This window comes from Stenotrophomonas sp. Sm6012 (genome assembly GCF_030985895.1).
GTDB lineage: Bacteria > Pseudomonadota > Gammaproteobacteria > Xanthomonadales > Xanthomonadaceae > Stenotrophomonas > Stenotrophomonas forensis.
On record NZ_JAPTFX010000055.1, the window covers coordinates 15709 to 27322 of the forward strand.

The 11614-nt window shown below is 69.1% G+C and carries 8 protein-coding genes; 4 read left to right on the forward strand and 4 right to left on the reverse strand.

Features of this window, described 5'->3' with window-relative positions; all coding sequences use genetic code 11:
- Positions 1-38: 38 nt before the first annotated feature.
- On the reverse strand, positions 39-4493 hold the full coding sequence (gene gltB, locus O0J73_RS11505; RefSeq protein ID WP_308308738.1) for a glutamate synthase large subunit: 4455 nt from the start codon (positions 4491-4493) through the stop codon (positions 39-41).
- Between the two features lie 175 nt (positions 4494-4668).
- The gene (locus O0J73_RS11510) at positions 4669-5058 is read right to left on the reverse strand and encodes an I78 family peptidase inhibitor (RefSeq protein ID WP_197564323.1); all 390 of its coding nucleotides are present in this window, start codon (positions 5056-5058) and stop codon (positions 4669-4671) included.
- 111 nt (positions 5059-5169) lie between these two features.
- On the opposite strand from O0J73_RS11510, the gene O0J73_RS11515 reads away from it, so the two are divergent.
- Positions 5170-6228, forward strand: coding sequence for a DNA topoisomerase IB (locus O0J73_RS11515; protein WP_308308739.1), 1059 nt, complete (start codon positions 5170-5172; stop codon positions 6226-6228).
- A gap of 54 nt (positions 6229-6282) precedes the next feature.
- Here O0J73_RS11515 and O0J73_RS11520 read toward each other — a convergent pair whose 3' ends face one another.
- Positions 6283-6591, reverse strand: a complete 309-nt coding sequence (locus O0J73_RS11520) for a hypothetical protein (RefSeq protein ID WP_004153470.1) — start codon at positions 6589-6591, stop codon at positions 6283-6285.
- Positions 6592-6786: 195 nt separating this feature from the next.
- Here O0J73_RS11520 and O0J73_RS11525 point away from each other — a divergent pair, with 195 nt between their 5' ends.
- Positions 6787-7893, forward strand: coding sequence for an SDR family oxidoreductase (locus O0J73_RS11525; protein WP_308308740.1), 1107 nt, complete (start codon positions 6787-6789; stop codon positions 7891-7893).
- A gap of 33 nt (positions 7894-7926) precedes the next feature.
- Here the strand turns inward: O0J73_RS11525 and O0J73_RS11530 are convergent, their stop codons facing one another.
- A complete protein-coding gene (locus O0J73_RS11530; protein ID WP_308308741.1) occupies positions 7927-8994 on the reverse strand; it encodes a serine hydrolase domain-containing protein in 1068 nt (355 codons plus the stop codon).
- 193 nt (positions 8995-9187) lie between these two features.
- Between O0J73_RS11530 and O0J73_RS11535 the strand changes: the two genes are divergently transcribed.
- On the forward strand, positions 9188-9574 hold the full coding sequence (locus tag O0J73_RS11535) for a BlaI/MecI/CopY family transcriptional regulator (protein ID WP_004153481.1): 387 nt from the start codon (positions 9188-9190) through the stop codon (positions 9572-9574).
- A gap of 3 nt (positions 9575-9577) precedes the next feature.
- Positions 9578-11572 carry a M56 family metallopeptidase gene (locus O0J73_RS11540; RefSeq protein WP_308308742.1) on the forward strand — a complete coding sequence of 665 codons (1995 nt, stop codon included), beginning with the start codon at positions 9578-9580 and terminating at the stop codon, positions 11570-11572.
- Positions 11573-11614: the final 42 nt, after the last annotated feature.

Sequence of the window (11614 nt, forward strand, 5' to 3'; positions counted from 1 at the left end):
CGTGATCCTGGGGTGCCGGCCAGCGGCCGGTGCTCCCGTCAGGCGGCGCGTCGCAGGGTTTCTGTCAGCGACTCAATGCTGGCGGCCTTGGGTTTGACCAGCCAGAATTTGCCGATGTAATCGCGGAATTCGTCGAGGATCTGCTGCGCCCAGATGCTGCCGGTCAGCTCGCGGTGGCGACCGATCAGGCGATGCAGGTGCTGGCGGTAGTTTTCGAAGCCCTCGGCGGACACGCGATGGATGTCGATCAGTTCGTGGTTGTAGCGATCGACGAAATCACGGTCCACGTCCAGCACATAGGCCAGGCCACCGGTGAAACCGGCGCCGAAGTTCAGGCCGACCTTGCCCAGTACCAGCACCACGCCGTCGGTCATGTACTCACAGCAGTGGTCGCCGGCACCTTCCACCACCGCCAGTGCGCCGGAATTGCGCACCGCGAAGCGTTCGCCCGCGCGGCCGGCGGCAAACAGTTCGCCACCGGTGGCGCCGTACAGGCAGGTGTTGCCGATGATGGCGGTGCTGCGTGCCTCGAAGCGCGCGCCACGCGGCGGGCGCACTACCAGGCGGCCCCCGGCCATGCCCTTGCCGACGTAGTCGTTGGCCTCGCCTTCCACTTCCAGGTGCAGGCCGCCCACGTTGAAGGCGCCGAAGCTCTGCCCGGCGCTGCCGCGGAAGCGCAGTTCCAGTGGTGCCTCGGCCATGCCCTGGTTGCCGTGCGCGCGCGCCACCGCACCGGCCAGGCGCGTGCCGATGCTGCGGTCGGTGTTGTGGATCAGGAAGCGGTGCTCGCCACCGCGCCTGTGCTCGATGGCCGGGGCCAGCAGGCCATCCATCTGGGTGGCCAGGCTGTCCGGCGATTCGTACAGGCGCTGCGCGGCGCAGTGGCTGCCTTCGTAACGGGCATCGGCCAGCAGGCGCGACAGGTCCACGCGCACACCCTCGCGCGGTGCGGCCTCGATCTGCCGCAGCAGGTCGGTGCGGCCGACGATTTCCTCCAGCGAACGCGCACCCAGGTACGACAGCCAGCCACGCACTTCCTCGGCCAGCAGGCGGAAGAAGTTCTCGACGCGCTCGGGCTGGCCGGTGAAATGGTTCTCGCGCAGGCGCTCGTCCTGGGTGGCCACGCCGGTGGCGCAGTTGTTGAGGTGGCAGATGCGCAGGTATTTGCAGCCCAGCACGATCATCGGTGCGGTGCCGAAGCCGAAGCTGTCCGCACCCAGCAGCGCCGCCTTGACCACGTCCAGGCCGGTTTTCAGGCCACCATCGGTCTGCAGCAGGGTGCGCCCGCGCAGGTCGTTGGCCAGCAGCGCCTGGTGCGCTTCGGCCACGCCCAGTTCCCACGGCACGCCGGCATAGCGGATCGAGCTGACCGGCGAGGCGCCGGTGCCGCCGTCGTGGCCGGAGATGGTGATCAGGTCCGCACCGGCCTTGACCACGCCGGCGGCAATCGTGCCGACGCCGGCATGGCTGACCAGCTTCACCGACACCAGCGCGGTCGGGTTGACCTGCTTGAGGTCGTAGATCAGCTGCGCCAGGTCTTCAATCGAATAGATGTCGTGGTGCGGCGGCGGCGAGATCAGACCGATGCCCGGGCGCGCATAGCGCAGGCGCGCGATCAGTTCGTTGACCTTGTGGCCGGGCAGCTGGCCGCCTTCGCCGGGCTTGGCGCCCTGCGCGACCTTGATCTGCAGCACCTCGGCATTGACCAGGTATTCGGCGGTGACGCCGAAGCGACCCGAGGCGACCTGCTTGATCTTGCTGCGCTTGGCGGTGCCGTAGCGTGCGGGGTCCTCGCCGCCTTCGCCGGAATTGCTGCGGCCACCGAGGCGGTTCATGGCAATCGCCAGCGCCTCATGCGCTTCCGGTGACAGCGCACCCAGGCTGATCGCTGCGGTATCGAAGCGCGGGAACAGTTCGCTGGCCGGTGCCACTTCATCGAGCGGCGTGGGCGTGGCGGCCGGCACCAGTTCCAGCAGGTCGCGCAGTGCCGACGGCGGCCGTGCATGCACGGCATCGCAGTACTGCTGCCAGGCACGCGGATCGCCACTGCGCGCCGCGCGCTGCAGGGTGGTCACCACGTCCGGGTTGTACATGTGGTACTCGCCGCCGTGCACGTACTTCAGCAGGCCGCCGACATCCACGTCCTGCTGCGCGTCCCAGGCCTGCGCGCACAGCTCGCGCGCGTCGGCATCCAGGCGTGCGAAACCAGCGCCACCGATGCGCGAGGCGGTATCGGGGAAGCACAGGTCGACCACCTCCGGTTCCAGGCCGATGATCTCGAACAGCTGCGCGCCGCGGTAGCTGGCCACGGTGCAGATGCCCATCTTCGAGATGATCTTGGACAGGCCCTTGTACACGCCCTTGCGGTAGCGGCGGCCGATCTGCGACTGCTCGCCGCCCTTGCTGAGCTTGAGGATGCCGCGACGGCCCAGGTCGAACAGGGTCTGGTAGGCCAGGTACGGGTACACCGCGGTGGCACCGAAGCCGAGCAGGCAGGCCATGTGGTGCGGGTCGCGTGCGGTGCCGGTCTCGACGATCAGGTTGACGTCGCAGCGCAGGCCCAGCCGCGAGAGGTGGTGGTGGATGGCGCTGGTGGCCAGCAGGGCGTGCACCATCGGCCGCCCGGCCACCGGGTAGCGGTCGGACAGCAGCAGCATCACCATGCCGTCGCGCGCGGCCTGTTCGGCCTCGGCACAGATGCGCTCGATACCGGCACGCAGGCCTTCGTCCTCGCTGTAGGACAGGTCGAGCAGGCGGTTGGCCTGCACGTACTGGTCCATCTTCAGCAGCTGGCGCAGCTTGCGCTGGCTGAGCACAGGCGAGTTGAGGATGACGTGGTTCACCGTCTCCGGGCCGGCGTGGAAGATGTTGGTCTCCTTGCCGAGCTGGGTGGACAGGGACATCGCGCAGTCTTCGCGCAGCGGGTCGATCGGCGGGTTGGTGACCTGCGCGAAGGCCTGGCGGAAGTAGTCGTAGAGCGGACGGCTGCGCTGGCTCAGCACCGCCATCGGCGTGTCATCGCCCATCGAGCCGGTGGCTTCCTGTTCGGTCTCGGCCAGCGGCCGCAGCACCTGCTCCACCTCTTCGCTGCTGAGCTGGTAGAGCTTGTGGTAGCTGCGCAGGGTGCCTTCGTCGAAGGGCTCTTCCACCAGTGACGGGTCGATCAGTTCGGTCTGCAGGTAGGTGACGCCCTGCTGCAGCCACTGCTTGTACGGCGCGCGGCCGCGATTGATGCGATCCACCGCGTCGGAGTCGAGCAGGTCGCCGCGCTTGAGGTCGATGGCCACCATTTCGCCTGGGCCGAGCTTGCCCTTGCGCACCACGCGCTCGGTGGGTACTTCCCACACCCCTGCTTCGGAGGCGACGAGGAAGTGGCGGTCGGCGGTCAGCATCCAGCGTGCCGGGCGCAGGCCATTGCGGTCGAGCGTACACACGGCGTAGCGGCTGTCGCAGGCGACGATGCCGGCGGGGCCGTCCCACGGCTCGCTGTTGAGGCCATGGAATTCGTAGAACGCGGCCAGGTCCGGGTCCTTGAACTCCAGCGACTGGGTGGCCGGCGGCACCAGGATGCGCAGCGCCTGGATCAGTTCCATGCCACCGGCGACCATCAGCTCCAGCATGTTGTCCAGGCTCTGCGAGTCCGAACCGTGCATGGAGATCACCGGGTCGAACTCGGCGATGTCGAAGCGCGGGGTCTTCCACACCTTGCTGCGCGCCTGAGCCCAGCGCCGGTTGCCTTCGATGGTGTTGATCTCGCCGTTGTGGGCGAGCATGCGGAACGGGTGCGCCAGCGGCCAGCGCGGCAGCGTGTTGGTGGAGAAGCGCTGGTGGAACACGATGGCGCTGGAGGCCAGTTCGCGGCGTTGCAGGTCCGGGTAGAAGCGGCTGAGCTTGTCCGGCAGCACCATGCCCTTGTAGCTGATCGCATCCGGGGTGAGCGTGGTGACGTAGAAGTCGGCGTGCGCGCGCAGCTGCTGTTCGCTACGGCGCCGGGCCAGGAACAGGGCCAGCGCGAAACCGGCATCGTCCTGGCCGATGCCGGCGTCAACGAATACCTGTTCGATGCGCGGCAGCGTGTCGCGTGCCAGCTGGCCACAGACGCTGTCGTCGGTGGGCACCTCGCGCCAGCCGGCCACCTTGCAGCCCACGGCTTCCACCTGCGCCTGCAGCTGGGTGCGGCAGGCCTGCGCGGCGTCGGCATCGTGCGGCAGGAACACCAGGCCGGCGGCGAAGCGCGCGGCGACGACGACGCCGGCTTCGTTGGCCAGCAGTTTCAGGAAAGCATCGGGGCGGCGCAGCAGCAGGCCGCAGCCATCGCCGGTCAGGCCGTCGGCGGCGACGCCGCCACGGTGGGTCATGCGCGAGAGCGCGGCGATGGCGGTATCAACCAACAGGCGCGAAGGTTGATCGTCGAGCTGGGCGACCATGCCAAATCCACAGGCATCGCGCTCGGAGCGCGGGTCGTAAAGCCCTTGGCGGTTGCGGGGGGCCATCTCTACCTCGATGCGGGATGAATTGAACGGGGACACTCAAGCCCGCCCAATCCCTGGAGCGCATCGTGAGGCCACCGGATGCCTCGACTAGATCACAGGTTGCTGCAGCGCCGCAATACACGGTTGCAGCTGCAACAGAAAGCGCCGGCACGCCTGTGCCGGCGCGGGGCCGGACTCAGCCGCAGCGCGTGCCGCTCACTGTGCCCTTGTCGTCCACTTCGATGTTGAGGCGGTCGCCGAGGAACTCCATCGTGGCCACGTCGTTGGGCTTGAGCACGCGCACCTGGCTGGCGCCAGCGTCTTCCTGCGCCTGCTTGCCGAGCGCGTCGGTGTAGGCCTGGCCGACCAGGCTCTGCACCTGGCTGGCGTCGCAGGTGCCGACCGGCGGCGCCTCGGTCGCCTTGCCTGCGTCGTCGGCCGGCGCCTTGGCGGCTTCGGCGGCCTGCTGGGCGTGGGCGGTGGCCGAATCCTGTTCATCCAGCGCCGGTGCCTGGCAGGCGGTCAGGGCCAGCACGGCCGGCAGCAACAGGGCGGAGAGCGAACGGGCGCGAATCTGAAACGACATCATGACTCCGGAAGGGGTTGTGAAGACCCGAGCATAGCGGCGAACCGACCCTCACGTGTTTGTCTTGCGTTATCGACAGGATCACCGCGCCGCACCCGCGACACTCAGCGCATGCCAACGCCCTCCACTCCGGAACAACAGGCCGCGCGCGCCGCTGGCCTGCGTTATGTCGATGACACCCAGCCCGGCTTCAGCCGCCGCCGCGCCGGCAAGGGCTTCAGCTACCGCGATGCCGACGGCCACGCGCTGCGTGATGCCGCCACCCTGCAGCGCATCCGTGCGCTGGCGATCCCGCCAGCCTATACCGCGGTATGGATCTGCGCCCATGCCAACGGCCACCTGCAGGCCACCGGTCGCGATGCGCGTGGACGCAAGCAGTACCGCTACCACGCCGACTGGGCAGCGGTGCGCGATTCGGGCAAGTTCGACCGCACCATCGCCTTCGGCGAAGCGCTGCCGGGCCTGCGCAGGCGGCTCAGCCGTGACCTCAAGCAGCGGGGCTTCCCGCGCGGGAAAGTGCTGGCGGTGGTGGTCGCGCTGCTGGCCGACACCCTGGTGCGGGTGGGCAATGAAACCTACGCCAAGGAGAACAAGTCCTATGGCCTGACCACGCTGCGCAACCGGCACCTGGACCTGCTGCGCGGCGGCCGGGTGCGCATGCGCTTCCGTGGCAAGTCCGGCCAGCTGCATGAGGTGACCGTCGGTGACCGCAGGCTGGGCACGCTGGTACGCGGTGTGCAGCAGCTGCCGGGCCAGGCGCTGTTCCAGTACCGCGACGATGAGGGCGTCATCCAGCCGGTCGATTCGGGCGCGGTGAATGACTACCTGCGCGAGGTGATGGGGGAAGACTTCACCGCCAAGGACTTCCGCACCTGGGGCGGCACCCTGGCGGCGGTGCAGACCTTCGCCGCCACCGAGCTGCCGGAACCGGCCACCCAGCGCGCGCTGGCCAAGGCACAGCGCGAGGTGGTGTGCCAGGTAGCCGCGCGGTTGGGCAACACGCCGGCGGTGTGCCGCAAGGCCTACATCGACCCCTGCGTGTTCGCCGGCTGGGAGCGCGGCGAACTGGCGAAACTGGCCGGCCTGCGTGGGCCGCGCCAATGGGAGCAGGCGACGCTGAAGGTACTGCGCCGCGCGCGGCGGCTGGCCAAGCGCAGCGGCTCGACGTAGCGTCGAGCTTGCTCCACGAAAGCTATCCGTAGCGTCGAGCTTGCTCGACGGCTGTTACCCACAGTAGATCGCGGTGATGTTGTTGGTGCGGCCCTTCTCGATGGTCAGGCGGTCACCGCCTTCGCTGGCCGGCGGCACCCGCGGACCGTCGTGGCGCAGCACCCGCACGTGCAGGCTGTCGCTGTCCACGCGGGCACGCGCAACGGTGGCATCCGAAGCGGCCAGGCCCAGCGCGCCGCGCACCATGTCGCTGTGGCACTGGCCGGAAATCACGCCGTCGATCGGCTGTACCTGGGCCATCGGCGTGCTGCTGCAGGCGGCGAGGGCAAAGCAGACGGCGGTGGTGGCGATGGCATGTTTCATGGAGGCGTTCCTTGTGTGGTTGCGTGCAGCGTGCGGCGGTGCACGTGGTGGCGGAATGAATACCGTGCACATCGTGGACACGGCGTATTCACTGCTGCCGAAAGCAAGGGTGGAGACACTGCAGGAGCGGCATGCGCCGCCCCCGGTAGTGCCGGCCGCTGGCCGGCAGCCCCTTTCCCTCCCGAGGAGACCTGCATGGCCACCACCAGTAAGACCCCCGCCCGCCGCAAAGCCGCGCCCAAGGTGCGCAAGGGCAGCACCGCAAGCCAGACCGTTGCCGACCCTGATCGCCCGCGCGTGGTGAAAACCGCCACCCGCAAGGCCGCCGCCAGCGACCCGCGTGCGGCGCGGGTGGCCTCGCGGCAGCGGCGCCTGCAGGACCAGGAGAAGGCCAAGGACGCGCGCGCAGCGAAGAAGGCCACGAAGAAGACCGCCACCCAGGCCGGTGCACGCAGGCAACCTGAGGCCATGCCCGCACAGCAGCTGGCCAAGCCCGGGCATGAACACCAACTTGAGCTGGCGCCACGCTTCCTTGCGCCGGACTACGCTGGAAGCGGCAAGCTGCAGGGCCTGCGCGCGGTCATCACCGGTGGCGATTCCGGCATCGGCCGTGCGGTGGCGGTGCTGTTCGCACGTGAGGGGGCGGATGTTGCAGTGCTGCATCTGGATGAAGCCGAAGATGCCGAGATCACCCGCCAACACGTGGAACGCGAGGGCGGACGCTGCGTGGTGATCGCCGGCGACGTGCGCGATCCGCGCTTCTGCAACCGGGCGGTGAAGCAAGTGGCGAAAGCCTTCGGCGGCATCGACATCCTGGTCAACAATGCCGCGTTCCAGCTGCACTGCGAGCGCCTGGAGGATCTGGAAGACGCGCACCTGCAGGAAACCCTGCAGACCAACATCGGTGGCTACATCCAGATGGCGCGTGCGGTGCTGCCGCATCTGGGCGAGGGTGCCAGCATCATCAACACGGGTTCGGAAACCGGGCTGTTCGGCAGCAAGGCGCTGATCGACTACTCGGCCACCAAGGGCGCGATCCATGCCTTCACCAAGGCATTGGCCAGCCAACTGCTGCCGCGTGGGATCCGGGTCAACTGCGTGGCGCCAGGCCCGGTGTGGACGCCGCTGAACCCGGCCGACAAGCAGGCCGAGGACGTCGCCGAGTTCGGCAAGGACAGCGACATGGGCCGGCCCGCACAGCCCGAAGAACTGTCGCCGGCCTATGTGTTCCTGGCCTCGCCGGCCTGTGCCAGCTACATCAGCGGGGTGATCCTGCCGGTGATGGGCGGGCCGCGGGGCTGAGCCGACGGAACAGCCGGCCGCTGGCCGGCAGCCTCAGGGCACGGTCACCGCAGGCGCATGGAGATCAGCAATGCGTGGAATGAACTGCTGCGGATTGGCACCGACCAGGTTGGTCAGCACCACCACCGCCACGCCGCGCTCGGGATAGACCACGAAGGCCGAGCGCGCGCCCCCAATGCCGGCCACCTGCAGGTCGGGGGAGGCGTGCAGCACCGGCCAGCCGCCAGCCCATGGACCGGTGCGGCCATCGGCCAAGCGCTCGGCTGTCCACATGCGCTGCCGTGCCGCGTCCTGCAGCAGGTGACCCTCGCTCAGTGCGACCAGCCAGCGTGCGGTGTCGTCGGCGGTGGTGAGGATGCCGCCACCGGCCCACAGGCTGGGCGGCATGTCGTAGAACCAGTGCGACAGGCGTCGCGGAGCGTCGGCCGCATCGGTCGCGCGCGGCGCCAGGCTGTACATCGTCGCGGCATCCGGAATCAGGTCATAGCTGTCGCCGAAGGTGGTGCGTGCCATGCGTGCGGTGCTGAACTGGCCGGTGGCGAGGTAGCGGTCGTAGGGCATGCCTGATTGCTGCGCGATGATCCGTGCCAGCAGCACATAGTTGGTCTGGTTGTAGGCGAAGCGCTGGCCGGGAGCGGCTTCGACCGGGCGCGCGGTGACCGCCGTCCAGGCCTGCGCTTCGGAACCACCGCCCAGCAGGCCATTCGCATCCAGGATGTCCGGCAGGCCCGAGGTGTGTGCCAGCAGCTGGCGCACGCGTACGTCCTGCCATGCCGCCGGAAGACCGTCCAGGTAGCGCGAGGCGGGGGCATCCAGATCCACTCGCCCTTGTTCTGCCAGCTGTGCGATGGCGACCCCGGTGAAGGCCTTGGTGGCCGAATTGAGCGGGAAGCGGGTGTCGCGCGAGACGAGCACGCCGTTTTCCACATTGGCCAGGCCGTAGGCTTCGGAAAGCACGATCTGCCCGTCCTTGACCACGGCCAGCTGCAGGCCGGGGATGCGCTCGTCCAGCATGATCTGGCGGATCATGCGACGGGTCTGGTCGTTGGCCTGGTCCTGGCTGGCGGACATCGCGGCAAAGGGCAGGGCACTGATGAGCATGAGCACGACTCGAAGCGTTGGGCGGAACATGCGGGATTCCGGGAGGGCGTCGAGGGTCGGATGCAGCGGATGCGCAAAAAGGTTTAACCGCCCCGGGTCGGCCTACCGTTCGTCGGACCATGACTTCCGGGGGGTTGACTACAGTTGTCGTCACGCCGACAGTGACGACACGTGTAGTCAAGGGAGTGGTGTCATGCGTGGCAAGACGATCGGGGACCAGGAACTGGCCCTGCTGCAGTACATCGATGAACATGCGCCGGCCAGCGTCGGCGAGGTCGCCAGTGGTTATGGGGAAGCCCGTGGCCTGGCCCGCTCCACCGTGCTGACGATGATGGAGCGGCTGCGCGCGAAGGGGTATCTTCAGCGCCGGCAGCAGGAGGGCGTCTACCGCTACCAGGCCACCCGTGGCCCGGAGAGCGTGCTGCAGGGCGCGGTGGCCCAGTTCGTCGACAACACCCTGCAGGGCTCGGTGTCGCCGTTCGTGGCCTACCTGTCGCAGCGCCAGCAGGTCAGTGACAACGAACTGGCCGAGCTGGAAGCGCTGGTTGCCCAACTCCAATCGCGTCGCCACGAGGGCTGAGCCATGGACACCACGATGCTGATCCCGATGTTGGAACGGCTGGGCTGGACCAGCCTGCAGACCGTGCTGCTGGTGGCCCTGGTGTACGGCGTGTGCCGCGCATTGCCGTCGCTGTCGGCGGCGACCCGCTGCCGCCTATGGTGGCTGGTGTCGCTGCAGGCCGTGCTCGGCCTGTTCTGGAGCCAGCCGCTGCAGCTGGCCTGGTTGCCGGCACCGCAGGCAGTGGCGATGACCGCCACCGATGTGGCTGCCGACATGATCTACCCGCTGGCCCCGGAAGCCTCTGCACAGCTGCTGGCCGCGATGCCGATGCCTGCCGCGGACGTGCCGGCGGTGGCGTGGTGGGCCGTTGCGCTGGCCGCGCTGTGGGTGTCCGGCGTGCTGCTGATGGCATGGCGCACCTTCGGTGAGTGGCGCCAGTGCCGCGCGCTGCTGGCGGCGGCCTATCCCTGCCAGGACGAGGCGCTGGTACAGGCCCTGCAGTTGGCCTCCGAAGCGCACGGGGTGCGCCCTGCGCCGCGCCTGTGGATGAGCACGCAGGTGGACTCGCCGCAGCTGGTCGGGCCGTTCCGTCCGGTACTGCTGCTGCCGGCCGGCGACAATGCCCTGCAGGGTGATGCGCTGGACCTGGCGCTGACCCACGAACTTCAGCATCTGCAGCGGCGTGACCTGCAATGGGGCCTGCTGCCGGCGCTGGCCCAGCATCTGTTCTTCTTCCATCCGCTGTTGCGCCTGTCGGTACGCGAGTACGCCCAGGCCCGCGAGGAAGCGGTGGATGCGGCAGTGGTCGGCCAGCACGGTGCCAGCCGCCAGGCCTATGGTCGCCTGCTGCTGCAGCTGGGCGTGGCACCGCAGCCGCACCTGGGCGTGGCCAGTGCCGCGCCGAGCACCACCAGTCTCAAGCGCCGCCTGATGTCGCTGCAACCGCGCCGGGCCTGTCCGCGCATCCTGGCGATGGCGTTGACCGCTGTGGTGCTGGTGGTGGGCGTGGCGCCGATGCGCCTGGTTGCCGCGCCCGTGCCGCCGGCACCGCCCGCGCCGCCGGCGGCACCGAAGGCCGTGGTGCCGCCTCCGCCGAAAGCGCCAAAAGCACCGCCGGCGCCGCCCGCATCCGCGCGGGTGCCGGCCACGCCAGTGGCCCCGGCGGCTCCGGCCGAGCCGGCGGATGTCGAGGCGCTGTCAGGTCCGGACGATGCGGATGTGGCGGTCGACGTGGATGTCGATGTCGATACCGGCATGCACGGTGAACGCACGAGCTCCCACACCACCTCCATCACCACCTATGGCCGCCTGGACCTGGGCAAATCGCCGCCGCAGGCCTATGTGCTGGTGGATGGCGACTCGACCTTCGCCAATGGCGGCATGGACGACGTCACGCTGGCCCGCAAGCAGCTCGGCAAGGGGCCGGCACTGTGGTTCCGCCAGGGTGACAAGCGCTACATCGTGCGTGACCCGATGCTGGTCCAGTCGCTGCAGCGCGCCTACGCCGGTGCGTTCGACCTGGGGCAGCAGCAGAGCGCACTGGGCCGTCAGCAGAGCGTGCTCGGTCGCGAGCAGAGCGCACTCGGCAAACAGATGGGCGAGATGGGCCGCTTGCAGGGTGAGGAGGCGCGCCGTATCGCGTTGGCGGCGGCCGAGGCCGCGCGCAGTGCGATGAGCGCGCACGACATCAATCGCGAAGCCGCCGCAGAAGCCGCGAAGGCGGCGCGGGGGGCGACCGGTGACGCCGCGGTTGCGCGTGAGGCCGCACGTGAGGCCGCTGCCGAGGCACGTCGTGCGATGCAGGAAGCCCGCAGCCAGGCCGCACAGTCCAGCCGCACCCGCGACATGAACCGTTTGGCCAGCCAGCAGGCCGAACTGGCCAGCCGACAGGCGGCGCTGGGCAGCCAGCAGGCCGCACTGGGCGAGCGCCAGGCGCAGGTGCATGCGCAGGCCGCGGAGCAGGCGCAGCAGGTGATCGCCCGTGCATTGGCCAGTGGCAAGGCCGAGCGCCTCTGATCGGTAGTGCCGGCCGCTGGCCGGCAACGAGGAGTGCCGGCC

Excerpts from the sequence above, each read along its gene's own strand:
- gltB (WP_308308738.1), bottom strand. The coding sequence starts at position 4,493 with ATGGCCCCCCGCAACCGCCAAGGGCTTTACGACCCGCGCTCCGAGCGC.
- O0J73_RS11510 (WP_197564323.1), bottom strand. The coding sequence starts at position 5,058 with ATGTCGTTTCAGATTCGCGCCCGTTCGCTCTCCGCCCTGTTGCTGCCG.
- O0J73_RS11515 (WP_308308739.1), top strand. The coding sequence starts at position 5,170 with ATGCCAACGCCCTCCACTCCGGAACAACAGGCCGCGCGCGCCGCTGGC.
- O0J73_RS11520 (WP_004153470.1), bottom strand. The coding sequence starts at position 6,591 with ATGAAACATGCCATCGCCACCACCGCCGTCTGCTTTGCCCTCGCCGCC.
- O0J73_RS11525 (WP_308308740.1), top strand. The coding sequence starts at position 6,787 with ATGGCCACCACCAGTAAGACCCCCGCCCGCCGCAAAGCCGCGCCCAAG.
- O0J73_RS11530 (WP_308308741.1), bottom strand. The coding sequence starts at position 8,994 with ATGCTCATCAGTGCCCTGCCCTTTGCCGCGATGTCCGCCAGCCAGGAC.
- O0J73_RS11535 (WP_004153481.1), top strand. The coding sequence starts at position 9,188 with ATGCGTGGCAAGACGATCGGGGACCAGGAACTGGCCCTGCTGCAGTAC.
- O0J73_RS11540 (WP_308308742.1), top strand. The coding sequence starts at position 9,578 with ATGGACACCACGATGCTGATCCCGATGTTGGAACGGCTGGGCTGGACC.